At 41.9% G+C, this 26189-nt stretch carries 28 protein-coding genes; 6 read left to right on the forward strand and 22 right to left on the reverse strand.

The window, feature by feature from the left end; translation table 11 throughout:
• Positions 1-2: 2 nt before the first annotated feature.
• The 4 genes from BLT94_RS11985 to BLT94_RS12000 all read left to right on the forward strand — a co-directional run bounded on the left by BLT94_RS11985 (position 3) and on the right by BLT94_RS12000 (position 4417).
• Entirely contained in the window at positions 3-608 is a 606-nt protein-coding gene (locus tag BLT94_RS11985) for a ribonuclease HII (protein WP_092234356.1), read from the forward strand.
• A complete protein-coding gene (locus BLT94_RS11990; protein WP_092234359.1) occupies positions 598-963 on the forward strand; it encodes a YraN family protein in 366 nt (121 codons plus the stop codon). Before BLT94_RS11985 ends, BLT94_RS11990 begins: the two co-directional genes overlap by 11 nt.
• A gap of 1 nt (position 964) precedes the next feature.
• Positions 965-1825, forward strand: coding sequence for a 16S rRNA (cytidine(1402)-2'-O)-methyltransferase (gene rsmI / locus BLT94_RS11995; protein ID WP_092234362.1), 861 nt, complete (start codon positions 965-967; stop codon positions 1823-1825).
• A 339-nt stretch (positions 1826-2164) separates the two neighbouring features.
• On the forward strand, positions 2165-4417 hold the full coding sequence (locus tag BLT94_RS12000) for an inorganic phosphate transporter (RefSeq protein WP_092234365.1): 2253 nt from the start codon (positions 2165-2167) through the stop codon (positions 4415-4417).
• 445 nt (positions 4418-4862) lie between these two features.
• On the opposite strand, the gene sat is transcribed toward BLT94_RS12000, so the two are convergent.
• From sat to rpmF, 16 genes are all read right to left on the reverse strand, one after another.
• Positions 4863-6140, reverse strand: a complete 1278-nt coding sequence (sat, locus tag BLT94_RS12005) for a sulfate adenylyltransferase (RefSeq protein WP_092234367.1) — start codon at positions 6138-6140, stop codon at positions 4863-4865.
• A 124-nt stretch (positions 6141-6264) separates the two neighbouring features.
• Positions 6265-6951, reverse strand: a complete 687-nt coding sequence (locus BLT94_RS12010; RefSeq protein WP_245743095.1) for an HAD family hydrolase — start codon at positions 6949-6951, stop codon at positions 6265-6267.
• Positions 6926-7657: a DUF1573 domain-containing protein gene (locus BLT94_RS22530; RefSeq protein WP_281243377.1), complete on the reverse strand. Its 732-nt coding sequence runs from the start codon at positions 7655-7657 to the stop codon at positions 6926-6928. Before BLT94_RS22530 ends, BLT94_RS12010 begins: the two co-directional genes overlap by 26 nt.
• 60 nt (positions 7658-7717) lie before the next feature.
• Positions 7718-10063 carry an aminodeoxychorismate synthase component I gene (gene pabB / locus BLT94_RS12025; RefSeq protein ID WP_092234376.1) on the reverse strand — a complete coding sequence of 782 codons (2346 nt, stop codon included), beginning with the start codon at positions 10061-10063 and terminating at the stop codon, positions 7718-7720.
• A complete protein-coding gene (locus BLT94_RS12030) occupies positions 10060-10680 on the reverse strand; it encodes an MBL fold metallo-hydrolase (protein ID WP_092234379.1) in 621 nt (206 codons plus the stop codon). The genes pabB and BLT94_RS12030 overlap by 4 nt, the downstream gene beginning before the upstream one ends.
• A gap of 21 nt (positions 10681-10701) precedes the next feature.
• A complete protein-coding gene (nusB, locus tag BLT94_RS12035) occupies positions 10702-11118 on the reverse strand; it encodes a transcription antitermination factor NusB (RefSeq protein WP_092234382.1) in 417 nt (138 codons plus the stop codon).
• Between the two features lie 4 nt (positions 11119-11122).
• Positions 11123-11599, reverse strand: a complete 477-nt coding sequence (gene ribH, locus BLT94_RS12040) for a 6,7-dimethyl-8-ribityllumazine synthase (protein WP_014958713.1) — start codon at positions 11597-11599, stop codon at positions 11123-11125.
• An 80-nt stretch (positions 11600-11679) separates the two neighbouring features.
• Entirely contained in the window at positions 11680-12882 is a 1203-nt protein-coding gene (locus tag BLT94_RS12045) for a bifunctional 3,4-dihydroxy-2-butanone-4-phosphate synthase/GTP cyclohydrolase II (RefSeq protein ID WP_092234385.1), read from the reverse strand.
• A gap of 188 nt (positions 12883-13070) precedes the next feature.
• Complete coding sequence (locus BLT94_RS12050) at positions 13071-13736, reverse strand: riboflavin synthase (protein ID WP_092234388.1); 666 nt, start codon at positions 13734-13736, stop codon at positions 13071-13073.
• A gap of 60 nt (positions 13737-13796) precedes the next feature.
• Entirely contained in the window at positions 13797-14894 is a 1098-nt protein-coding gene (gene ribD, locus BLT94_RS12055; protein WP_092234394.1) for a bifunctional diaminohydroxyphosphoribosylaminopyrimidine deaminase/5-amino-6-(5-phosphoribosylamino)uracil reductase RibD, read from the reverse strand.
• Entirely contained in the window at positions 14884-15387 is a 504-nt protein-coding gene (nrdR, locus tag BLT94_RS12060) for a transcriptional regulator NrdR (RefSeq protein ID WP_092234397.1), read from the reverse strand. Before nrdR ends, ribD begins: the two co-directional genes overlap by 11 nt.
• 18 nt (positions 15388-15405) lie before the next feature.
• The gene (locus BLT94_RS12065) at positions 15406-15867 is read right to left on the reverse strand and encodes a deoxycytidylate deaminase (RefSeq protein ID WP_092234400.1); all 462 of its coding nucleotides are present in this window, start codon (positions 15865-15867) and stop codon (positions 15406-15408) included.
• Positions 15860-17104: a serine hydroxymethyltransferase gene (glyA, locus tag BLT94_RS12070; protein WP_092234403.1), complete on the reverse strand. Its 1245-nt coding sequence runs from the start codon at positions 17102-17104 to the stop codon at positions 15860-15862. Before glyA ends, BLT94_RS12065 begins: the two co-directional genes overlap by 8 nt.
• Positions 17105-17127: 23 nt before the next feature.
• Positions 17128-17568, reverse strand: coding sequence for a ribose 5-phosphate isomerase B (gene rpiB / locus BLT94_RS12075; protein WP_092234406.1), 441 nt, complete (start codon positions 17566-17568; stop codon positions 17128-17130).
• 15 nt (positions 17569-17583) lie between these two features.
• A complete protein-coding gene (gene acpP / locus BLT94_RS12080) occupies positions 17584-17817 on the reverse strand; it encodes an acyl carrier protein (RefSeq protein WP_014958721.1) in 234 nt (77 codons plus the stop codon).
• Positions 17818-17856: 39 nt separating this feature from the next.
• Positions 17857-18045 carry a 50S ribosomal protein L32 gene (rpmF, locus tag BLT94_RS12085; RefSeq protein ID WP_014958722.1) on the reverse strand — a complete coding sequence of 63 codons (189 nt, stop codon included), beginning with the start codon at positions 18043-18045 and terminating at the stop codon, positions 17857-17859.
• 501 nt (positions 18046-18546) lie between these two features.
• On the opposite strand from rpmF, the gene BLT94_RS12090 reads away from it, so the two are divergent.
• Complete coding sequence (locus tag BLT94_RS12090; protein ID WP_092234409.1) at positions 18547-19797, forward strand: OmpP1/FadL family transporter; 1251 nt, start codon at positions 18547-18549, stop codon at positions 19795-19797.
• A 136-nt stretch (positions 19798-19933) separates the two neighbouring features.
• Positions 19934-21337 (forward strand): glutamate--tRNA ligase, encoded by a 1404-nt coding sequence (gene gltX / locus BLT94_RS12095; RefSeq protein ID WP_092234410.1) that lies wholly within the window; start codon positions 19934-19936, stop codon positions 21335-21337.
• On the opposite strand, the gene amrB is transcribed toward gltX, so the two are convergent.
• The 6 genes from amrB to BLT94_RS12125 form a co-directional block, all read right to left on the reverse strand.
• The gene (gene amrB, locus BLT94_RS12100) at positions 21322-22176 is read right to left on the reverse strand and encodes an AmmeMemoRadiSam system protein B (RefSeq protein WP_092234413.1); all 855 of its coding nucleotides are present in this window, start codon (positions 22174-22176) and stop codon (positions 21322-21324) included. The genes gltX and amrB overlap by 16 nt on opposite strands.
• A gap of 87 nt (positions 22177-22263) precedes the next feature.
• Positions 22264-22938, reverse strand: coding sequence for a hydrogenase nickel incorporation protein HypB (gene hypB, locus BLT94_RS12105; protein WP_092234416.1), 675 nt, complete (start codon positions 22936-22938; stop codon positions 22264-22266).
• A gap of 76 nt (positions 22939-23014) precedes the next feature.
• Positions 23015-23365, reverse strand: coding sequence for a hydrogenase maturation nickel metallochaperone HypA (gene hypA, locus BLT94_RS12110; protein WP_092234419.1), 351 nt, complete (start codon positions 23363-23365; stop codon positions 23015-23017).
• Positions 23366-23507: 142 nt separating this feature from the next.
• Positions 23508-24656, reverse strand: coding sequence for a tRNA guanosine(34) transglycosylase Tgt (gene tgt / locus BLT94_RS12115; protein ID WP_092234422.1), 1149 nt, complete (start codon positions 24654-24656; stop codon positions 23508-23510).
• A gap of 150 nt (positions 24657-24806) precedes the next feature.
• Complete coding sequence (queA, locus tag BLT94_RS12120) at positions 24807-25868, reverse strand: tRNA preQ1(34) S-adenosylmethionine ribosyltransferase-isomerase QueA (protein WP_092234423.1); 1062 nt, start codon at positions 25866-25868, stop codon at positions 24807-24809.
• The gene (locus BLT94_RS12125) at positions 25868-26104 is read right to left on the reverse strand and encodes a DUF2065 domain-containing protein (RefSeq protein ID WP_092234427.1); all 237 of its coding nucleotides are present in this window, start codon (positions 26102-26104) and stop codon (positions 25868-25870) included. Before BLT94_RS12125 ends, queA begins: the two co-directional genes overlap by 1 nt.
• Positions 26105-26189 lie beyond the last annotated feature (85 nt).

A 26189-nucleotide genomic window follows, 5' to 3' on the forward strand; every position in this document is an offset into this window, starting at 1 on the left:
GGATGTGGCAATTTGAACATGAAGCAAAAGCTTACGGCTATAAAATAATAGCAGGTGTTGATGAGGCCGGCAGGGGACCCCTTGCCGGCCCTGTCGTATCTGCAGCCGTTATCTTGCCCAGTGATTTTTCCTGTGAAGGCATTGATGATTCAAAAAAACTGTCGGAAAAAAAAAGAAACTCACTCTTCCCCCTGATCAAGGAACAGGCAATTGCAGTTTCAACGGGTATTGCCTCACACCTGGAGATTGATCAAATCAACATTTTGCAAGCCTCTTTGCTTTCAATGAAGAGGGCTGTTGAAAACCTTTCAATTTCGCCGGATTTTCTGCTGATTGACGGCAAATTTACGCTGGACATAAAAACAGACCAGACAGCTGTGATTAAAGGGGATTCAAAAAGCATTTCCATTGCAGCGGCCTCCATAATTGCAAAGGTCACAAGGGATGCCATCATGAAAGAGCTTCACAAAACCTATCCTGAATATAATTTTATCCAGCACAAGGGGTATCCCACCAAAGCACATAAGCAAGCCATTTTAAAAAACGGACCCTGCCCTATTCACCGCCAAACATTCAGGGGTGTAAAAGGGATCAAACATGCAAAATGACCCAAAAATTCTGGGACATCAAGGAGAAGCCGCAGCCACATACTTTCTTCAAAACCTGGGTTTTACGATTCTTGAAACCAATTATCAAACAAAACCAGCTGAAATTGATATTATTGCCAAAGACAAAGACTATATCTGTTTTATTGAAGTTAAAACCCGGAGCAGCTTGAAAAAAGGACTGCCAAGGGAATCGGTCACCTGTTCAAAGCAGAAAAAAATCATTCTCGGTGCATGTTTTTATCTTAAAAAAACAAAACTGACGAATTCGAGAATTCGATTTGATGTGGTTGAAGTTTATAAAAAAAAAGCTGGCTTTGAAATAAATTTAATTAAAAATGCATTTCAGGCCTGTTAAAATGAATGATCCGAATGAATTTGGAACCTTATATATTGTTGCAACACCGGTTGGGAACCTTGAAGATATCACCTTCAGGGCCGTTAAGGTCTTAAAACAGGTCGATCTGATTGCTGCTGAAGACACACGCCACTCAAAAAAACTTCTTTCCCACTATGGTATTGAAACAAAACTTGTTTCCTGTCATGAACACAATGAAACAAAAAAAGCCCCCCACCTCATTGCCCATTTAAAAAGCGGACTTGACATTGCCCTGATTTCAGATGCCGGAACCCCATCCATTTCAGATCCAGGGTATAAACTTGTCACTGCCGTTGCAAAAGAAGAGATCAAAGTTATTCCCATTCCTGGATGCAGTGCTGCCATTGCCGGATTAAGTGTCTCCGGGCTTCCAACCGATTCTTTTTTTTTTCTGGGATTTTTACCCAAAAAAAAACTGAAGCAAAAGCACGCAATTGAAGCCATAAAAAATGAACACCCAACCCTTATCTTTTACGAATCCCCGAAACGCATTCAAAACCTTGTTGCCAACCTTCAGACCATTTTAGGAGATCGCAAGGCATGCCTTGCCAGGGAAATCACCAAACTCCATGAAGAATATATCCGGGGAAAATTATCTGAAATTCTTCAAAAATTAAATAATAAAGAAACTGTTAAAGGGGAATGTTCCCTTTTTGTTCAAGGGCGATCAGAAGAAAACACCATAACTGAAGAAGAATTAAAAGAGATCATCCTTGCAAAACTTTCAACCACAGACCTTGGCACATCAGGTTTAGCAAAATTAATTTCAAGCCAAACCAGTCTTTCTAAAAAACAGATCTATGAAACAATTCTTAAACTCCAATCCCTGAAAAAAACATAACTTTCACTTCACGACAAACAATACAGTAACGATATTAGCACTGAAGCAAATCCAATATTAACAGCTTGGATTCACGTTTAAGTTTTGAATCAGTCCGAAGCTAATGTTATCAACGATTCTTATAACTCTTTCGTAATCTCGTCTTACAAATTGTTAGAATTATGTTAGAATATCCCCGGCTAGTTGAAAAATCAAAGAATAAAGTCTAAATAATCTCAAAATATTTTGTACTTTATTAGGATGTTATTAAAATCTTATTAAAAAATCATGCAGTCGGCCCGTTAGGTTTCCCCCGGACAATGGCGTGCTGCATATTAAACCTTTAAAAGAGAGAACATTATGGGTCTTCAATTGTGCTATGTGATTGTCGGCATGCTGATCTTATTTGCCATATTTGATCTGGTTGTCGGCGTAACAAATGACGCTGTTAATTTTTTAAATTCCTCCATCGGATCAAAGGCTGCCCCGTTTTTTATGATCATGATCATTGCAAGCCTGGGTATTATTGCCGGTGTAACCTTTTCAGGCGGTATGATGGAAGTGGCAAGAAAAGGTATTTTTCATCCACAGTTTTTCACTATGCCTGAACTTTTAACCATTTTCCTGGCCGTTATGATAACGGACATCCTGTTGCTTGACCTTTTCAATACTCATGGACTGCCGACCTCGACAACGGTCTCCATTGTTTTTGAACTGCTGGGAGCGGCGGTTGCGCTTTCTGTTATTAAAATCATGGCATCAACCGACAATTCCATGGCGTTATGGGACTATATTAATACGGCCAAGGCCATGGCAATTGTAGGTGGGATACTTTTATCCATTATAGTGGCATTTTTCTCAGGCGCGGTGATGCAGTTTATCTCCAGGCTGATTTTTACATTTGAGTATCAAAGCCGGTTAAAAAAATACGGCGCACTCTGGGGAGGTATGGCCATGACTGCCATCACTTTTTTTATCCTGGTTAAAGGCTCCAAAGGGGCGACTTTCATGGATGCCCAAGCCGTAGCATGGATAAAAGCCCATTCTTATCTTATAATGGCCTGTATCTTCATGATTTCTGCCGTTACTTTCCAGATCCTGATATCCTTTTTTAAAGTCAATATTTTAAAACCCATTGTCCTTGTCGGAACCTTTGCCCTTGCCATGGCATTTGCAGCCAATGACCTGGTAAATTTTATCGGTGTTCCCCTTGCCGGTCTCAATGCCTTTCAAAATGCCCTGGCCTCGGGAGATCCTTTAAATATAACAATGACTGCTTTAAGCAAAAAGGTCCAATCACAGACCCATATCATGCTAGTAGCAGGTTTTATCATGGTGATCACCCTGTGGCTCTCCAAAAAGGCGCGAACTGTAACGGAAACGGAAATCGGCCTGGGGCAACAGGATGAAGGAATAGAAAAATTTGAGTCCATCTGGCTGTCCAGAAAAATTGTCAACATGTTTGATTCTTTATTCAGCACCGCAAGAAATATGACACCGCTGCTAGTGAGAAACATCATTTCCCGGCGCCTCACCCCGGTTGCGCACAGCAAAGGAATCACCCAGGCGGGAAAACCTTCTTTTGACCTGGTTCGTGCTTCTGTTAACCTGATGGTGGCAAGTGCGGTGGTTTCATTTGCAACATCTTTAAAACTGCCCTTATCCACCACCTATGTCACCTTTATGGTGGCCATGGGAAGCAGTTTTTCAGATCAGGCATGGGGCCGGGAAAGTGCAGTATACAGGGTAACCGGTGTATTAACCGTGGTCGGCGGATGGTTTATGACGGCTTTTATCGCCTTTGTGGTTGCTTTTATCTTTGCTAATATTTTATCCTATTTTAAAATCCCAGGATTTTTTATTTTGTTCGCATTTGCCGGATTTATGATCTGGAAAAATCACCAGAAGCACAAGGTTAAGGTCAAGGATAAGGAAGAAATGAGCATTTATAACCTTCACAAGGTTGAAAACTTCCATGAATCTATGTCCCAGACATTTGATCACCTGGCTTTTCTTCTCAAAGGCATCCGAGAATCCTTTGATATAGGCTTTGATGCACTTTTTCAAGAAGACCTGTATAAATTAAGGCATGAAAGGGAGAGGGTCAAACACTTCCAGAACAGTACAAATATCATCATTGCCAATATCTTCAAGGTATTGAGGCTGCTCTCAAAAGAAGATCAGGCTGTTTCCTATAATTATTACCAGATCATCAGACGGCTTCAAAAGCTTACAGACGGACACAGGGATACCATAATCCGCTCCAGCATGCATGTCAGCAACCGCCACAAGGGACTTTTAGATGTCCAGACCACAGAATTAAAAGAAATCAAAAAGGTTTTCTTAAATATCTTTTCACTTGTGGAAACCGCGTTTCGGAACAAGGAGATCGTGGACTGCCAGGAAGCAGTAGAGCAGTTTCATTATCTAAGGGAACTGGTGGATGATTTTAATGAAAACCAGATTGAAAGAATAGTAGATGATTCTTCAAAAACAAGGTTGAGCATTCTTTTTTATGCCATAAGCGGTAACTGCGTTATGATGGCCAAACAGAATGTAAAGCTTCTGGATATCTTTAATGAATCGTTTAAACTGAACCAGAAATGTTCATAATTTGGCTTTCCAAAAACTGATATAAAAATACCAAAGGGTTTATTCTCTTTTAGAAAATTTATGCAGCAGATCTTTCAGGTTTGCTGCATTGTTTTTTAAATAACGGCCATGGCAGATTCAATGTCATAAATTTAAGCATTGAGTGTTTTACCACGAAGGACTCTAAGGACACGAAGATATTAGAGTATTCAACTTCGTGTTCTTCGTGGCTTTAATGCAAAAAGCATCTTAATTTTATGACATTAATGGCAGATTGAGTTGCCAAAACAAAACACCTCAACTATCTGCACATATCTGTTAGATATGATCCGGTATACAAAAAAAAATAGTGTTTTCAATTTAGGGTCAGCAAGGGCAAAAAATTAAAAAAGGGGGATTTTCCCTTCTTAAAAGAAAATCCCCCTCGTATATGGCTTAAAATGTAATTTCCTTTAACAGGAATAAATTACATTTTAGATCCTTCTGCATGACTCTGAAGTTTAACTTCAACTTTTTCAGTCAAGGATGCATAGTATTTTCTCAGGATAACCAGAACTTCTTCACGGCCAAAGTGATCAACAACTTCTTCGTTGTTGGACAGAGCGTGACGCAGTTTGGTTCCTGAAAGGATAACCCTGTCGTCTTTGCCATGGGGGCAGGTTCTCATGGAAGCCATGCCGTCACATTTATGGCAGTAGAATGTCCAGTCAATTTTCAAAGGTTCGCAAAGCAATGCTTTTCCTTCACCTTCCGGTGTAGGAATGGTATCAAAAATTTCCTGTGCTTCAAATAATGTATAGAAATCACCAACGCCTGCATGGTCACGACCGATGATCATTCTGTTAACACCGTAGTTCTGACGGAAAGTTGCATGGAGAAGACCTTCTCTAGGTCCTGCATATCTCATGTCAAGAGGATATCCGCCGTTTACAACATGTTCCGGAACAAAATAACCTTTGATAAGTGTATCAATACATTCAATACGAACCTCTGCCGGGATATCTCCTGGTTTTAAGTTACCAATCAGAGAATGAATCAGAACACCATCACATACGTCAAGGGCTATTTTGCAAAGATGCTCATGGGATCTGTGCATTGGGTTTCTAAGCTGCATGGAAGCAACGTTTGCCCAGCCTCTTTCATCAAAGATAGCACGGGTTTCTTTAGGTGTAAGGTAAACGCCTTTGAATTTTTCAGGGAATTCGCCTTCGGAAAGAACTTTTACAGGGCCTGCCAGGCAGAATTCTTTTCTGGCCATAACCATCTGAACACCTGGATGATCTTCCATGGCAATTTTCCAGAAAACAGCGTCTTCAGACTCTTCGCCATGGCCTTTATAAACTTTTTCACATTCCCATTTTTTCTCGTCTTCGGTCATTTCAAATTTTTCTTCGATTTTCATGGTGGCATAAATTTCACCATTTCTTTCAAGAGCAATTTCATCACCGACATTAATCTCAGCTGCATCTTCTTTTGATGCATCAAGCATTACCGGTACAGGCCAGAACGTACCGTCAGCCATAAGGAAATCAGCGCAAACACCTTTCCAATCAGCTTTGGTCATAAAACCGTTAAGCGGGCTGAAACCACCGATACCCAGCATGATCAGGTCACCTTTTACCTGGGAAGATATTTCAATTTTTTTAAGACCGGCTGCTTTTTTAAGTTCTGCTTCAAGTTCTGCGCCTTCAAGCTTGCAAATTACGAGACCTTTTCCACCGTGGGGGGCTACTAATTTAGACATATACTTCATTCTCCTTATTTATGTTTTACCTATGATAAATGTTTATCCAAACATTTATCTTGAATTTTAAACTAAAAAACCTCGTAAGGTTTAATGATGATTAACGAATTTGTCAAGAATTTTATTAATTTATCTGTAAAATCCCGGCAATTTCATCCATTGACTCTACATTAAAATCCGCCTTTAACTCTGAATTTTTGAATGCCGCAAACCATACCTTTGCATTAAAAGCAGCTTGACGGTCATAATCAGAATCCCCGACAAAAAGAATTTCATCTGGTTTTAAATTAAATTTTTCCATTATTAACAGCAATTGCTCAGGATCAGGTTTGGGTTTTTTCACCGTTGCCGCCGTCACCACTACTTCAAAATAGCTTTCCAGATCAAAGTCTTTGAGTACTTTTTCCATTGTATTGGTCCGGTTCGTACCGATCCCCCTGATATAACCGCTGTCGTTCAAGGTTATAAGAAGTTCTTTAAGACCTTTTTCCATGGTCATATACTTGATAAATTTATGATACCCTATCGTTTTAAGGCAATCATATACTGTTGAAAGATCATCCATTTCAGGAAAAAGATACTCAATGGCTTCTGTTACCGTCATCATATGCACATTGACAAACTGGTCTTCGGTTAAACCCGGCTTATCAAAGATTGCCAGCACTTCATCATAATATTTTTTATTGGCTGCGGCCGTATCAAACATAACACCGTCACAGTCAAATACCACTGCTTTAATTTTTGAAATATCCATATATTTTTTTTGGGGGGCTATGTTCTGTAACCTAAGAACTGGTTTTTTGTTGTTCATGAAAAACGGCATAAACCCTGATGGTAAGCCTTGGTTTATATTGACTGTCCGTTTTAAGAGTCAGCAGATCATACAGGTTACCTGCCTTATCGGATGTACTTTTAATTTTAATCTGCCATGATTTTTTATCTTCTTTGGGTTCAATAAGCCAAGCTTTGATCCCTGTACTGCTCTTTTGTTCCATTCCCAGGATTGAAAATTGATATTTTTCCGACGGGGTAATGTTGACAACAGCTTCCAGTGTATCGCCAGGATTTCCATTCATATAAACGGATCTGGGATTAATATCCACAACTTTTTCAATCGGCCCTGTGACAACTATGTTAAACTTTTTTTTCTCAGGATCATCGGTCATGACTATGATATTTTTTTTCATTATCTTTCCACCGTATCCACTGGTTCTGAAACCAACCTTTATTCTACCTTCCCCGCCCGGGGGAATCTCCCTGTCAAAAGAGTGTTCATCACAGCCTCAGGGCGGCATAACCTTATGGATATGAAGAAGGGTATTCCCTGTATTTTTAATTTTAAACTCATGGGCTATGCGCACACCTTCCGGTATTGATTTAAATTTAAAAACAGGATTATCAATCAAAACCTGTGGCTGGGCCTTTCCGGGTTCAGCCATACAAAGCTGGGGCAAAAAGAGCTGAGCCAGACAAAAAAATGAAAACAGCATAGAGATGATGACAATTTTTTTTTTCATGATAAGTCACTTTAAGCTAAGCAATTAATATCAAAATATAGCAACTACGATATACCGGTTTTAAACTAAATTCAAGCTTGATTCTTTTCTGTTTTTTTTGCGTCTATGCGTATTGGATTCCAATTTAAACAGCTGTTCATTGATCATGGAACAAATTCCTGGTTCCTGTTCTATTTTTTTCCCGTCAATGGTCAACACCTTAACCGCACCCATTAATGCGTTGGTTAAAATAATATTTGAATATGAATCAAAATGCTCTTTTGGTATCCTGGTTTTGCAAATATCATATCCTTTACCGGACAATATTCCCAGTACAGACTTCAAGGTCACACCACCCAGAACATGATCTGATTTTGGAATGATCACGGTTTTATCTTTTATGGCAAGAATACTTGCCGTATTAGTCTCGGAGATGGTCTGATCAGGGTTCACAACAATGGCTTCATCCGCATGACGGGCTTTGGCAAACCGGCCTGCCTGATCATAATACAGGTAGTTCAAGGTTTTATAATCTGCCAGAGGCGATTGTCTGGGGTATGGATATGTGACAAGATCCAGTCCTTTTTTATCCAGCATCTCAAGCCTGTGAACATACTGTCTTGCAAATGCAGCTAAAAACAATTTTTTACCGCACTCACACTCATCTTTTGACACCAATAATTTAACGGCAAGAACCTTATCTTGAAAACCATTCGCCAGTATTAAAGAATCAATCACATTTTTCCAGGTAATATCCGGTGGTGTTTCGGAAAAAAGATTTTCCCATGCCCTGTTCAATCGATGCACATGATCTGACAGGCGAAATATGGTTCCCTGTTTAACGCAAATGGTTTCAAACAGCCCTGCCCCATATTGAAATCCCGGACTGACAGCCGATATCCTTGCCTTGTCCTGGTCAATAATTTTTCCATCCACCCAGGCTTTGGCTTTGAATTTAGTGTCCTCAACGTTTTTTTGAGTTCCCGACAACGCTTCCATTAATGTCTTTCCCTTATCAAGGGTTTCCTGGTATTCTTTTTCCGGGTCTGAATCATACACAATCCCGCCGCCCACAGAGAAAAAAATCTTATGGTTGAAAATAGTTGCGGTTCTTATGGCAATTGAAAGATCCATGGTATCATGAAAACTGATATATCCTATAGAACCGGTATAGATATGGCGTTTTACAGATTCCAGCTCATCAATGATTTCCATGGAACGAATCTTGGGACAACCGGTGATGGACCCTCCCGGAAACGTGGCTTTTAAAAAATCAACTGATGTCTTACCCTCTTCAAGCTCCCCTTCCACGACAGAAACCAGATGAAATACATTTTCATAGGGTTCAAGGCGTTTGTGTTCTGTAACAGCAACCGAACCGTGTTTGGTTACGCGGGAAAGATCATTTCTCATCAAGTCCACGATCATGGTCAGCTCTGCATCATCTTTTATGCTCCGGGTGAGCTTTGACCCATTTTCCAGATCTTGTTTTGTTGTCCTGCCTCGGGCAATGGTTCCTTTGATGGGTCTTGTTTCAACAAACCTGCCGTTTTGTTTGATAAACCGTTCAGGAGATGTGGAGACAATCTTGTGATCCCCTGCATGAATATAAGAAAAAAAAGAGGCTGGATTTCGTTCAAACAGATCCAGGAACAACAGATAACCATCCCCATAAAAACCAGTCTCAAACCGTTGGGAAAAATTGGCCTGATAAATATCACCTGCCCTTAAATAGTCAATGATTCTCTTGACCGACCGGATATACTCAGGCTTGGTCAAACTGGAACAAAACCCTGCATTGTCTATGGAAAAAGGTTCTCTTTCAACTCTGTGTCTGATTTTTTCAAAGAAAAACCGCCGGGTATCCAGAACAATATCGTCTGTTTTTTCAACACTTGTCTGATTGACCGGCACAGGAATGCAAAGCCTTGCGTGACCTGTTTCTTTATCCTGAACAAGGATGATGGAAGGAGCATACAGACACAGATCCGGCAGACCGGTATCTGTGCAGGTTCTGGGAAGCTTTTCAATCCGGTCTTTTAAATCATAGGAAAAATATCCGAATAAACCTGCATGAATAGGCATATCATGGGAATAATCCTCTAATTTGAAGTGGTTCAGCAAGGCCTGAACAACTGAAAACGGGTCCTGATGAACACAAGATTCTTTTCCCAGACAGCTTATGAAAACCTTTTCCTGTTTGCTGGTCACCTCAAGCCAGGGTTTTGCAGCAAGTATATTATACCGGGAGCAATCAAGGCTTGAACCGGATAACAAAAGAACGGTTCCTTTATCATCAGCAAAGGATTCGGCTATCTGTTCAAACGGCAGGTCAAGCTGAACCGTTTCCTGATGAATATCATTTAAACAAGGAAGTTGTTTTAACAACTCATCAATATTAAGGCAATTAATTTTACGCCCCGTCATCTTAAGAAAGGATTCATTCTCTTTTCATTACCTATGGTTGTTTCCGGTCCATGGCCGGTATACACCCTTGTATCTTCATCAAGAACCAGCAGCTTTTCCTTGATACTTGAAATCAAGGTGTCATAATCGCCACCTGCCAGATCCGTCCTGCCGATGGACCCTGCAAACAAGGTGTCTCCTGCAAAAAGATGACCTTTTGTATAAAGACTGATACCGCCTTTTGAATGACCCGGGGTGTGGATAACCTTAAGTGTTATGTCACCAAAAGTAATCTCATCCCCGTCTTTTAAAAGAATATCCGCAGGAGGTGAATTTTCGGCTGACAGCCCGAACATTGATGCTGATCTTGACAGTTCATTGAGCATGGGCTCATCATCCGGATGAATGGCAAGTTGTGCGCCTGTCACTTCTTTCATTCTTTTATTGGCCCCCACATGATCGAAATGCCCGTGGGTATTGATCAGATATTTCACTTTTAGCCCGGATTTAGACAGCTCCATCAAAATCCTATCTGAATCATCTCCCGGATCAATCACAACTGCTTCTTTTGTAGACTCACATCCTAAAATAAAACAATTGGCCATAATCGGACCAACCTCAAGTTTTTTTATAATCAAAACACCCTCCAAAATTTTTAGCTATTCAAACCCTTCAAGGGATTTTATACGGTCCAGAACACCATTGATAAAAGACCCGGAATCCCGTGTGCCGTATTTTTTACCGATTTCAACTGCTTCATTTATGGTTACACTGCATGGGATATCCGTATGCTTTAAAAATTCAAATATTGCAATACGCATAATGTTCCGGTCTACCACAGGCATCCTGGAAATTTTCCAGTTTTTTGAATATGTGTTTAACAGTGCATCAATTTTAGGCTGGTTTTCCCTTACACCCTTTACAAGATCCATAAAAAAAGGCTCAACTCCTTGTGTGAGTTTTTCTTCATTATTGGTACAAAATGCCTCCAAACTTTCATCCGGATCAACCTTATCCATATCAAAAGAAAAAAGAGCCTGAAGTGCAAGTTCCCTTGCCTGCCTGCGGTCCCCCATAATTTTATTCAGCCTTTTTCAGACTATCGGAAAGATTTGCCATTTCAACCGCACCAAGGGCAACATCAAACCCTTTGTTGCCGGCCTTTGTACCTGCTCTTTCAATGGCCTGTTCAATGGTTTCCGTGGTAAGGATGCCGAACATCACCGGAATATCGGCTTCAAGACTTACGGATGCAATTCCTTTGGAGACTTCGGCGCACACATAATCATAATGGGTGGTGGCACCCCGAATAACGGCTCCAATGCAGATGATGGCATCATATGATCCATGGTTCAGCATTTTTTTTGCAGCCAGAGGAATTTCAAAGGCACCCGGAACTTTTAAAAGGGTGATATCCTTATCCTCTGCTCCGCTTCTGATGAGTGCATCAAGCGCACCTTCGACAAGCCTTCCGGTAATAAAATCATTAAAGCGGGAAGCAATGATTCCAAATTTTTTACCCTGAGCCTGCAATCCGGCTTCGATAATTTTTGGCATTTATATATCCTTAAATCGTTATATTATTTTACAATTTTAGTTCAGTCACTGATCAGATAAAATTGATCACACAAAAACGCTTACATATGAAGCAAATGCCCCATTTTAGCCTGCTTGCATTTTAAATACCCCTTGTTATGGCAATTGGGCGCAACTTCAATTGGAACCTGTTCAACAACACTTAATCCATAACCTTCAAGGCCGATCATTTTTTTGGGGTTATTGGTCAGAAGGCGCATTTTTTTAACCCCCAGATCCACCAACATCTGGGCACCTACACCATAATCTCTCATATCGGCATCAAACCCGAGTTTTTCATTGGCTTCAACAGTATCCAGCCCCTGACGCTGATATTCATAGGCTTTTAATTTATTCACAAGACCGATGCCTCGGCCTTCCTGGCGAAGGTACAGCAGCACCCCGCAGCCTTCTTCTTCCATCATGGCCATGGCCTTGTGGAGCTGATCCTGGCAGTCACATCGAAGAGATGAAAAAATATCACCGGTCATACATTCAGAATGAACCCTTACCAGGATTTCTTTTTCAGCATCAATCTCCCCTTTGACCAGGGCAATGTGGGTCAGGCTATCCATATCGTTTTCATAGGCAATGATTTTAAACTCACCGCCAACCTTTGTGGGGATAACAGTCTGAGCAGCCCTTTTAACAAAACTTTCCGTTCTAAGGCGGTATTTCACCAGATCCGCAACCGTGCAGATACCAATCCCGTGTTTTTTTGCAAATTTTTCCAGAGACGGCATCCTTGCCATGGTTCCGTCATCATCCATAATTTCACAAATCACGCCCGCAGGCTTAAGCCCTGCCAGGCGAGCAAGATCAACAGATCCTTCCGTCTGTCCGATCCTGACCATGACGCCGCCGTCCCTTGCTCTTAAAGGAAAAATATGTCCGGGTCTTGCAATATCATTAGGTGTGGTATCGTCTGCCACAGCCGTAAGAACGGTTGTTGCCCGGTCAGCTGCGGAAATCCCTGTGGTCACCCCTTTTTTGGCCTCAATGGAGACGGTAAATCCCGTACCGTATTGTGAAGTATTGTTATCCACCATCATGGGCAGATCAAGCCGGTCTGCAATAGTGGAATCAAGGGAAAGACAGATCAATCCCCGTCCATATGTGGCCATAAAATTTATGGCTTCAGGTGTTACAGCCTGGGCTGCCATGGTCAGATCACCTTCATTTTCTCGGTCTTCATCATCCACGAGGATAACCATTTTACCGTTTTTAATATCTTCAATGGCCTGTTCAATTGTTAAATGCGGCATATTCAAATCCTTAAGGTTTTATATGAAACTCCGCCCAACATGCTGTAATAATAAGAGTTTCAATTTGTGTTGTGGCAGATTACTCTGCCATGGGCGTTTATATAAAAAGTCCTGGAAAAACCAGTATTGACTTTCAACCTTTGTTGTCGGGGCAAACCCGGATGAAATGCCGAGCCTGCCCGTGGCAGTTATAAAAATCCGTTCCTTGCGAGAAGCTCCATGCTGATGTCTTTTTCCCCCTTGGGCAAAGCATCATTTTTTGAAACACTTCCCCTTAAAATCTTTTTTACATACTTTCCGATCATATCGGTTTCAATATTGACCTCATCTCCGACCCTTTTTAACCCGATGGTTGTGATATCTGCGGTATGAGGAATGATACTGACTTGAAAATCTTTATCAGAACACTGATTAATGGTCAGGCTGATGCCTTCAATGGCAACAGATCCTTTTTCAATCATGTCTGAGCCAAGCGTTAAAGGCACATCAATTTTGATAATAACGGCATTGCTCTTTCGTACAATCGAAGAAATGGTTCCGGTTCCGTCAATATGACCCGATACCAGGTGGCCGTCAATCCGATCCGACAATTTTAACGCCCGTTCGATATTAACTCTCGAACCTGTTGTCAAAGACTTGAAAGTTGTCCTTTCAACCGTTTCAGGGGCCATATCCACTTTAAAAGCATGCTTTTCAAGGCTGACAGCCGTAAGGCAGGCACCGTTTACAGCAATGGAATCACCGATTTTGCTTTCAGACAGATCCAGATCACAGCCGATATGAAGAACTTTTCCCTCACCGCTGGACTCAATGCGTTTTATGGTTCCAAAACTTTCAATGATTCCTGTAAACACTTTCTTTGTTTCCTAAACCTTTTTTTGCCTTCAGTTAAGTTGCGCCTGACCTGTACCATATTAGTTTAAATACCCTTGCACCAGCATATCCGTGTCAAACAGGGTGACCGTCGATTTTTTCAGTTCAAAAGCATCCTTTATCAACTTCGGGCCTTTTCCCTGAAACACCGGGATGCCGTCATCAGAGCCGAAAAATTTGGGTGCCAGAAAAAACAGCACCTTGTTTACAATACCTGCCTTTAGTGCTGACCCTGCCACCACACTTCCGCCTTCAATCAGGAGGCTTAAAATCGACATTTGTCCTAACTTAATCATCAGTTCATTTAAATCAAGTTTTTCTTGTTTTAATGAAACTTCAAGAATCTGGGCCCCTTTGCTTTCAATCAAGGCTCGTTTTTCTTTTGATGCACCAGTACCCGTGACAATTATGGTTTTGGCATTGGACTTCTGGGTCAAAACGTTTGCATCTTCTTTAATGGTTAAATGTGTATCCAGAATAATTCTGACAGGATCTTTTGTCTGAACACCTTCAATTCTTGAGGTAAGCGAAGGGTTATCGGCATGCAAGGTTCCTGAACCCACCAGGATGGCATCCACCTGATGACGAATCTGATGAACAAAAGCCCGTGACTTTTCATTGGTAATCCATTTTGAATCCCCGGTAGCGGTTGCAATTCTTCCATCCAGGGTAGATGCGCATTTCAAGATCACAAAAGGGATTTTATCATTTTGAACATACCAGATAAACTCTTCAATCAGGGCTTGGGCTTCTTTCTGTAGAACGCCTGTGACAACTTCAATCCCATTGTCTCGCAGGTAGGCTATTCCACCGCCACACACATTGGGATTGGGATCTTTACAGCCCACAACAACTTTTTTTATTCCGGCATTGATAATTTTATGGGTGCAGGGAGGAGTTTTACCAAAATGATTACACGGTTCAAGGGTCACATAAATGGTGGCACCCTTTGCCATGGAACCCGCATCATCAATGGCTTCCACTTCGGCATGTGCAAGGCCTGCCGCCCTGTGAAACCCTTTTCCGACAACTCGTCCATCCTTAACCACAACAGCACCGACACAAGGATTTGGAGAGGTGAACCCTTTGCCTTTTCCTGCAAGAGATATTGCCAGGCTCATGTAATCATTATCTGTCATCAGCCTTATCCAAAATCGCGTTAAATTCAAGAGGCAGACATTCTTTTGAAATCATACCCTTGAGTTCTTGTATAAAATCAGCCACATCCTTAAAATCCCTGTAAACAGAAGCAAACCGGACATATGCAACATCATCAATTTGCTTTAAGGCCTCAATCACTTTTTCACCAACAAATTTAGATAAAATTTCCCGGTCATTGATTTCCCTTAAATCACGTTCAATATCATCTACGATGTCTTCAATCTGGTTGATACTGATAGCTCTTTTTTCACAGGCTTTTTTAATACCCGTAAGAACCTTTTCCCGGTTGAATTCCTCCCTGCGGTTATCTTTTTTGACAATCATGATGGGAATCTGCTCAACCCTTTCATAGGTGGTAAACCGCTGGTTGCATTCCGGGCATTCCCTTCGTCGGCGAACTTCAAGATCAATTTTGCCCGGACGCGAATCAACAACTCTTGTATTCAGGTTTCCGCAAAATGGGCACTTCATGTGGGCCTCTTTTGTTGTTTAAGTATCAAGCCGGACCAGTTTCACTTTGGCTTTGTCAAACATGTCCAAAGTCAATGGGTCATCATATCCATCTTTATAATACACGGCTTTAATTCCTGCATTGATAATCATTTTTGCACAAATGGAACAGGGTTGATTGGTACAATAAAGGACAGCCCCCTTCACCTGCACACCGTGATAGGCTGCCTGGATAATAGCATTCTGCTCGGCATGAACCCCGCGGCACAACTCATGCTTTTCCCCGGACGGCACTTTTAATTGTTCCCGCAGACATCCGGTCTCACTGCAATGGGGAACACAAGCCGGCGCACCATTATACCCTGAGCAAAGAATTCGTTTTTCCTTCACCAGGACTGCTCCTACTTTTCTTCTTATGCAGGTGGAACGACCGGAAACAAGATCACAAATCCCCATAAAGTATTCATGCCATGAGGGTCTGTCAGGCAAAGACTCAGTCATGGGTCGGTTTACCGATATATAAGGGATATTCAGTGCAAAGCGCCCTTACGTTTCTTGCCACGGCTTCAATATTTTTTTCATCATCCAGAACATCACAGATAAAGGTGGCTATTTTTTTGCCGGCCGCCTCATCCATGCCCCTGGATGTAACAAGAGGAAGCCCGATCCGAATACCACTGGTGACAAAGGGGCCGCGTTTTTCGTTGGGAACCGTATTTTTATTCACAGTGATACCGGCCCTGCCAAGCCGTTCTTCGGCATCCTTACCGGAAATATCCCGCTGACTGAAGTCAACCAGTACCATATGATTATCTGTTCCGCCGGAAACAAGTTTATATCCTCTTTTCAGTATAACACTTGCCAGGGCAGCCGTATTTTTGATTACCTGTTTTTGATAATCCGCAAAAGAGTCTTCCAAAGCTTCTTTAAAGGCAACTGCTTTGGCTGCAATCACATGCATCAAAGGTCCGCCCTGAATCCCCGGGAATATCTGGCTGCCGATGGCCTTGGCAAATTTTTCCGAAGACAGAATCAAACCGCCTCGAGGCCCTCTCAGGGTTTTGTGGGTGGTTGAGGTAATCACATCTGCAAATCCCACCGGGCTTGGATGAACACCGGCTGCCACAAGCCCTGCAATGTGAGCCATATCCACCATAAAAAGAGCTCCCACTGACTTGGCAATATCGGAAAACCCTTTAAAGTCTATAATCCTGGGGTACGCACTGGCACCCGCTACAATCAACTTGGGCTGATGTTTTTTTGCAAGATCTTCAACCTGATTCAGATCAATCATCTGAGTTTTCGGCGACAATCCGTAATGGGCAAAATCATACAACCTGCCTGAGAAACTGACAGCAGCCCCATGGGTCAGGTGACCACCATGGGAAAGATCCATGGCAAGAATCCGGTCCCCCGGGTTCAGCAAGGCAAAATAAACAGCCATATTGGCCTGGGAGCCTGAATGGGGCTGAACATTGGCATATTCAACATTGAACAGCTTTTTAGCCCGTTCAATGGCCAGATCCTCTGCCTGATCCACAAATTCACACCCGCCATAATATCGCCTGGAAGGATATCCTTCTGCATACTTATTGGTCAGTATAGACCCCTGTGCTTCCATTACTGAAGGACTAACCGTATTTTCAGAAGCAATCAGATTTAATTCATATTCCTGGCGATCTGCTTCCAGTTCAATAATCTTTGCAATTTCAAAATCCGTCTGCTTGATATACCCCATTTTACCTGCCCCTTCCGGTATTGCTAATTGTCAATTGCTTGAATCCGTTCAAGATGGCGTCCACCTTCAAAGCCGGTATCCAGCCAGGTTTGAACAAGTTCAAATGCCAGAACATCTCCCACGATACGGCCACCGAGAACCAGGATATTGGAATCATTATGAACCCGGCTCATCTTTGCTGAAAAAATATCAGAACAAAGAGCCGCTCTTACATTTGCAAACCGGTTAGCAACCATGGACATGCCAAGCCCGGTGCCGCAAAGCAAAATCCCTTTTAAATATTGACCGTTTGAGACCGCTTTGGCAACCTTTTTCCCATAGGTCACATAATTTACTGATGCTTCACTTTGAGTCCCTGCATCTGCAACCAAATAACCCTTATCAATAAGATACGCCTTGATTTTTTCTTTCAATTCATAGGCTGCATGGTCACTTCCAATGATAATGGATTTGTCTTTATCCATTTTATTTACCCTTATTTAAGATTTTGCTTTGATAAAATCAATGGCATCCTGAACCGTGAGCAGTTTTTCAGCGTCATCATCATCAATTTCAATTTCAAAAATTTCTTCCATTGACATGACAAGCTCAACGATTGTCAGGGAATCAGCGCCTAAATCTTCGATCAAAGAGGCTTCCGGGACAACATCCTCAATATCAATATCAGGTATCTTTTCTGCGATCACTTTTTTAACTTTTGTTTCAACGGTCATAGTTTAGACTGCCTCCTTGATCTATCCTTCGTCCTTGCCCTATTCGTTGTCGTCAGCCTGAGCATTTATATTTCTGCCTTTATACGCACCACATTCCGGGCAGGCTGCATGGGGAAGTTTGGGTTCCTGGCATTCCGGACATACGCTCACTGTGGGAGCGCTTACCTTGTAATGTGTGCGTCTTTTTCTGCCTCTTGCCTTGGAACTCTTTTGCTTTGGTACTGCCATTGATTTCTCCTAACTATATTAATTATTTGAATTTATTTTACTATAAGTCAACATAATAAAACACACATTTTTACATCAATTTATGAAAAGTGTCAAGAAGTTAAAAAGAGCTTAACGCAATCACTTTTGGCACTTTATAAAAATTTTCACTTAATTTAAATTTAACATTCTTTTCAGAAAAATTCTATTCCACGAAATAATCGTCTGTTAAATTAAACTGAGAAAACAAAAATTAAGTAAAAAATAAAAATACAAAGAAGCGAAATGATCTTCCCAAACACCTTCCATCAAAGCCTTAGAGGCAATCATACTAAAAAACGACACTTCTACTATTGACATACCATAGTCGAGTATGTAAAGGTCTAATAATCTCAATTTCAAAAGACAACTATCGTTATCCAAGTCGCAACATTAATATTATTTTAAATAAATTACTGAGGCTTATAGGTAATACAATTTTTACTTGAGCATATTAAAACAAATCACATTTAGGAGGAAACAATGAAAAAACCAGGCATGATGATTGTTATTTGGATGGTCTTTTTAATGGAATCTTCAGTATTGTGGGCAGGAGGTGCGGACAACAAAACCAATTGGAGCGCTGAATATATAGGCATTCTGAACCGAAATGCGGCAACGGATAGCGCAGATATTGTCATGTATAATCCTGCCGGAGTCATGAAAATGGAAAACGGATTTTATGGAAACGTCTCCGCCCATTATATTGCGAAAGACTACAACAATAAAATCAATGGGCAGGATTTTGATCAGGATAAGTACTCAATTGTCCCAGGCATTTTTACGATATATAAAAAAAGCAAATGGGCGGTTTTTTTTGGGGTCTCCAATGTTGTAGGCGGCGGGAAAGTTGATTTTGAAAACGGAAATGCAACCACCAATTTTGTCAGAATGGTCTTAAGCGGTGGCCTATCTCCTTACATAGATGAGAATCTAAAGGCCGAGGCTATAGGGCTTGGCTATACTATAGGCGGGGCATACTCATTCAATGATATGTGGTCTGTCTCCCTTGGAGTACGATATGTAAAAAGCGACCGAAAAATGAAAGGCCTCGTAACCCTTCCCGGACCTTTTCCCATTGATTTATCGTTTGAGGAAGAGGCGGATGGCTTTGGCGGCATCATCGGGATCAACTTTTCTCCTTTTGACACCCTGAATTTTGGCCTTCACTATGACACAAAAGTTGATCTGGATTATGAAGCTGACGTAAAAAGAGATTTCATGACTCCGGGCGGCCCACTTCTTTCCAGCTTTGGCGTTGTAGATGGCCAGAAAAGAAGCAGGAATCTTCCGGCTGTATTGGCAGCAGGCGTATCATATAAGATTAGTCCGAAGATAAGAGCTGAAAGCAACCTGACCTTATATCTAAACAACAACGCTGGCTTCAAAGATATTGCCGGAACCTCAAGAGATGAGAGCGCTGTGGATAATGGGTATGATATTGGTATCGGTTTTGAATATGCCTGCACAGACACTTTAAAAGTCACCCTTGGATACCTTTATACAAACACGGGTGTTGATGCCAAAGATATGACCCCGGAACTACCTGAACTTGATGCCCATACCCTTGGCAGCAGCCTGGGATATCAGATGAACGAAAACTTAAACCTGATTTTCAGTTTAGGTCATGTTTTTTATAAAGACGCATCCTTTATAAATCGTTTTGATCAACCCATAACTTATGAAAAAGAGATTACATTCCTTGCGTTTGGCATCCAGTATAAGTTTTTTTAAACCCTGTTTTATGTGATGCCAAAAATATCTGTCAAAGGGGGGGGGGATGTTTTTTTCTTGCTCACACTTGAATGAAAATACGTCTTATGGTACTTAAAGTCTCGATTTTACACAATATTTATTTTATGGAGAACCAATGGATACAATCATCACACGATTTCCCCCCTCCCCAACCGGATACCTTCACATTGGCGGGGCAAGGACAGCTCTGTTTAACTGGCTGTATGCACGAAAAAAAAAGGGGAAATTTGTTTTAAGAATCGAAGATACTGATGCGGCAAGATCCACAGAAGAATCCGTGGATGCCATACTCGAATCCCTGGAATGGCTCGGCATTGACTGGGATGAAGGCCCCTATTTTCAAACCCAAAGATATGACATCTATAATGAATACATAGAGAAATTGATCGAATCAGGGGCAGCATACTATTGTTCGTGTACTCCTGAAGAGATCGATGTCATGAGGGAAGAGGCAAAGGCCAACGGGCAAAAACCCATGTACAACGGCAAGTGCAGAAACAGAAATCTCGAAAATAAAGACAATACCGTTGTTCGTCTTAAAACCCCTGATTCCGGCGTAACCATTGTCCAGGACGTTGTAAAAGGTGCGACCTCTTTTCAAAATTCGGAAATAGACGACTTCATTATCAGAAGAAGTGACGGATCTGCCATGTACAACCTGGCCGTGGTGATTGATGACCTGACAATGGGGATCAACACCATTATCCGGGGGGACGACCATTTAATCAACACCCCGAAACAGATGCTGATATATCAGGCCCTTGGCGCAGAAATGCCGGTTTTCGGACATGTTCCCATGGTTCTGGGAGCCGACAAATCACGCCTGAGCAAGCGGCATGGTGCCATGTCCGTTGGAGAATACAAAAAAATGGGATTTTTGCCCGATGCCATGATCAATTACCTGGTCCGGCTGGGATGGTCTCATGGTGACCAGGAATTTTTCAAAAGAGATGACCTAATTGAAAAGTTTAACCTGGAACACCTGGGCAGATCCGCATCAATGTTTGACACGGACAAACTAACGGCTCTGAACGCCAAGCATATTCAAAGTAAAAGCCCGGCTGAACTGGCAGGTCATCTCCTGTTTCATCTCAAAGACTTGGGGATTGATGCACAAAACGATGCCTTTACCCAGGGGGTTATTGAAACCCTTCAACCCAGGAGTAAAACCCTTGTTGAAATGGCACAGGGCGCTGTTTTTTATTACCGGGATGAGGTTCAGTTTGATGAAAAGGCGGCTAAAAAATTTCTAAAACCTGACGTGCTGGATATGCTGCAAAAATCAGCCGATTATATCAAAGGCCTTGAAGCGTATACCCAGGAGGCACTTGAAAACGTTTTCAAACAGATCATGGAAGAAACCGACCTCAAATTCGGAAAAATTGCCCAGCCGTTAAGGGTTGCCATAACCGGAACAACAGTGAGCCCGGGCATTTTTGAAATGCTTCTGGCCCTTGGCAAAGAAAAAACCGTTCAAAGGATTGAAACAGCTATACGGCTTATTCAGGACAACTCATAAAGAATCCCTGCGTATCCTACGAAACTTGAGGAAGCAGATTTCTCAAAACTTGTGGCGTAGTCAAGTTCCACAGCCTTGACTGCGCCAAGTTTTTTGCAGGCTGCGACTGTGGCTGCCGCAGCACCGGCGCAGCACATGTTCTTATTATCCAGCCCCTGGGCAATAATCTTTGACGTGTCCATTTCCTTCATTGCCCGAATGGCATTTCGATCATTTTCGTTTCTCACCCATTTAACTGCTTTTTCACCGGTTCCGGCCGGTATAAATCCGAAATCAGGGCCATAGTGGGTCATATCCGTGGACCCGATGATCCTGATATTTCTTGACAGACTTTTCGCCTCCTCCACTGCCATACTTCCAATAACTGCTGCAAAAAAAGAGGGAGCAACACCGCATACAACTATTTTTGCATCCGGATAAAAATACTTGATAAACGGATATTGAAGCTCAAGGGTATTGTCATCCGGAAATTTATTGGGCGCTCTGTGACGGACACTGATACCTGCGCAAATTTTATCCACCAATTTTTTGTCCACCTCAATATCTCCGAAAGGTGTTTCAACGGAACCATGAGTCAGGATAAAGGGTTCGGACTGCTTGTGCATATGGGCGCCAAACAGGATAATGGTATCGATTTTTTCATCAGACTTAAGAGAGGCAACAACCCTGCAGGCAATGGATCCTGAATAATACCAGCCGGCATGGGGAACAATCCCCCCCATAAAACTGCCGTCACAAGGCCCTTGTTTTTCTTTTAAAAAGCCTTGTATGGAAGCATCACATGCTTCAGCCGTTGCAGGATACCAGGAACCGGCAAAGGCCATTTTTTTCTTTTCCATTTTTTTCCTCCTTATTTTTTGTCTTTTTTTGTCTTTTCTATAAAATTATCAACTCAATTGTCAGAGTCAAACTCTGGCAGACAGACTTCAAAGACCTTTTCCTGTTTTTTCAAACACCTTTATTCTAAGCCACTCAAGCCATGGTCCAAAGCCTTTTTCAGTCTTGGCCGAAATCTCAAATACAGGCAGGCCCGGATGCACCTGTTTCATATTATCTTTTACCAGCCCGGCATCAAAATCAAGGTACGGAAGCAAGTCAATTTTATTTAAAATCGCGATGTCCGCCACCCTAAACATAAGGGGGTATTTCAATGGTTTATCTTCTCCTTCAGTAACGCTTAACACCACAGCCCTTGCATCCTCACCAATATCAAATTCAGCCGGACACACAAGATTCCCGATATTTTCTACAATAAGAAGATCGATATCCTCACATCCCAGCTGCCTGGCCGAAGCAAGGACCAGATGGGCAGCCAAGTGGCAGTCCCCGCCAAACTGATCCGTATTGATCTGGGTGACTTTGGCACCTGTGACTTCAAGCCTGTCTGCATCGTTGGTGGTGCAGATATCGCCCACAATCACCCCCACCCTGATCCAGGGCATCAGTTTTGTCAAAGTTTCGCAAAGGATTTGCGTCTTTCCGGAACCCGGAGATGACATCATGTTCAGCACAAATACATTCTGCTCTTTGAAAAATTTTCTGTTCATATCCGCTTGTGTGTCATTTGCTTCAAGAACTCTTTTTTGAATATTTATTTCCATATATTTACCTGCTTTTTATGATCCATAAGGTTCATTCACTTAACTTTAGAACTTAATCCCTATCAGACCCCATCCATTATTCATCTGCAAGCTCCAGGGAGGTGATCTCTATTTCCCTTCCAGTAAGCATCTGAACATCGCCATCCTCACAAAAAGGACATTTAAAAACCGGCCCCGTCACTTCCCATGTATTATCACAGGATTTACACCGGAGCGTTACCGGAATAAAATCAATGTTAAGCTTGGCAGTCTCCAGAGGTGTATCTTTTGAAATAATCTCAAAACAGAAGGTCAGGCTGTGTTCAACCACTGAGGCAAGTTTCCCGATTTTAAGATTCAAAATTTCAACCCTTGGATTTTCAATACCTTCAGGAATAGCGTCTATGGCAATTTTTACCAATTGTTGAGCAATCCCCATCTCGTGCATTAATTTACTTTCCTTATTTTCATATCATCTTTGCTTAAATTTCACACTTAAGCTCAGCAGATGTGTCACCTTGCTTTATTATATTTTTTATCAAAAGGGCTTGATAAAGACATCGGCCACTGGGAATGTTCATAAATCCAATTTAGTTCTGCCGTTTGGAATAAAATTCACGTTTAAACTCCAAAAAACTGTCTTGTCTGATAGCATCCCGCATTTTCTCCATCAGATCAAGATAATAATAAATATTGTGGATGGTATTCAGCCTGTAAGCCAGCAGCTCCCTTGACTTATACAAATGCCTCAAATAGCTTCGCGAATAATTTTGACAGGTATAACAATTACAATCCGTATCAATGGGCCCTTTGTCAAACCTGAATTTTGCATTGGGAATATTGATGGTCCCCTTAGAGGTGAAGAGCTGGCCGTTCCTGGCATTTCTTGAGGGCATTACACAGTCGAACATATCACACCCCATTCCCGTAAGTTCCACCAGGTCTTCAGGGGTACCAACCCCCATGATATACCTGGGTTTGTGAACCGGCAGCAACGGAAGGGTATGATCTGCCATTTCATACATGAACTCTTTTGGCTCCCCAACACTTAATCCGCCAATGGCGAAGCCCGGAAAATCAATCTGCGTCAATTGTTCAGCAGAAAGAGTGCGAAGATGCTTGTACATCCCGCCCTGTACGATGCCGAACAGGTTGTTAACAGCCCCTTTTTCCTGCCAGAAATCAAACCCACGCTTTGCCCACAGGGTTGTCTTGTTCAAGGCTTCCATGGTCTGTTTTTCATCGGCCGGATATCCAATGCACCAATCAAGGGACATCATGATATCCGATCCCAGGATCATTTGGATATCAACTGCTTTTTCAGGAGAAAACATATGTCGTGATCCGTCAATATGGGACTGAAATGCGACCCCTTCATCGGAAAATTTGGCCAGTTTTGCCAGTGAGAAAAACTGGAACCCACCGGAATCTGTCAGCATGGGTTTATTCCACCGGATAAATTCATGAAGACCGTCCATATGTTCAATCACATCACACCCCGGCCTTAGATAAAGATGATAGGTATTGCCCAGAATAATCTGGGCTTTGCAATGATCAAGTTCTTCAACACTGACGGCCTTCACTGATCCCAGCGTGCCCACCGGCATGAAAATAGGGGTGTCAATAACACCATGATCGGTTGTGATCGTACCAAGCCTTGCCCTGCAATGCTCTGAACCGTTACCTTTGCCTAAACCTTTACTTTTACTGGATTGCTTTAAAATTTTGAATTTCAACATGTTTCTCTTTTTTATCACCATAAATAGCATGAAAAAAACTTAATGCTATTTATGATGAGCTTTCATGTTTTGGTTTCTGCCCTTCAGGGGATTAAGAGCAAATCAGAAAAACCATATTATTGTAAAAAATGGCCAACTCTGCCTTGGCAGTTATTCGATCAGCATGGCATCACCATAACTGAAAAATCGATAATCCTTGTTTATGGCTTCCTGGTATGCGTCCAATATATGCTCCCTGCTGTAGAAAGCGGATATCAGCATCAATAAAGTGGATTCAGGAAGGTGAAAATTGGTAATCATGGCATCCACGCATTTAAAAGTGTAACCAGGATATATAAAAAGATCGCACTGACCGGTTTGTGCCGTGACAAAGCCGGTTTCATCGGAAAGAAACTCCAAAGTTCTGACACTTGTGGTCCCTACTGCAACAATGCGGCGATTTTGATGCTTGGCCCTGTTGATCTTATCTGAGCTATCTTTGGACAAGGAAAAATACTCTGAATGAATCTGATGCTCCCTGATATCTTGTACTCTTACCGGCACAAATGTACCATACCCGACATGAAGGGTAATGGGGGCAAATTCAATACCTTTTTTCTTTAAATCCGCCATCAGGGAATTTGTAAAATGAAGTCCTGCAGTGGGAGCGGCAACCGCACCCTCGTTGGATGCATAAACCGTCTGGTAGTCATCAGGATCAGTTTGGCCTGAAGAAGGATCTTCCCTTTTTATATAAGGCGGCAGAGGAATTTTACCCGATTTTTTCAGAAAGTCTGAAAATTTATCTCCATTTAAAAATCTGATTTCAAAAACATTTCCCTTTACCTGTTCAACCCTTGCTTCAACTGTATCTGCCAAATAGAGCCTGGCCCCTTTTTTCGGACTTTTTGACGCCTTAACCAGGCAATCGCACTGAAAAAAACCGGTTTTTTCAAGATGCTTCATTCCAGCGGCATAATCAATAATCAAAACTTCAATTTTACCACCCGTCTCTTTCTGGCCAAACAGCCGTGCCGGAACCACCTTTGTATTATTGATCACCAGAAGATCATCATCTTTGAGCAATGTGAGAATATCGTCAAACTGATGATGGGCAACAATCCCGGAGTTCCTGTCCAAGTGAAGCAACCGGGAGTTACTTCTGTTTTTACAGGGTGTCTGTGCAATTTTTTGAGGTGGCAGATCATAGGCATAGTCGGATAATTGAAACATCAGAACCCACCCAGTTTAATACCATCTGATTCAAATCCATCTGGTCCAAAACCACCCATAACAAAATATACAATGCAAAGCCCGGCCAGCATCAAAACAAAACCGAACTTTCTAAGATTCATCTCATCAAGCCCTATGATAACTTGAACCATTTCTTTCATTTTACCGGGAAATGCAAAGTATGGCAGCCCCTCAACAATCATGACCATACCGATAACACAAAGAAAAAACTTCATTAAACACGGTCCTTTTTAATTTATGATAGCAATAAAAACAATCGGTTATACTTTTTTAGCCGTTTTTATGCAATAAAAATTATAT

Origin of the sequence: Desulfobacula phenolica (assembly GCF_900105645.1) — a bacterium.
Lineage (GTDB): Bacteria > Desulfobacterota > Desulfobacteria > Desulfobacterales > Desulfobacteraceae > Desulfobacula > Desulfobacula toluolica.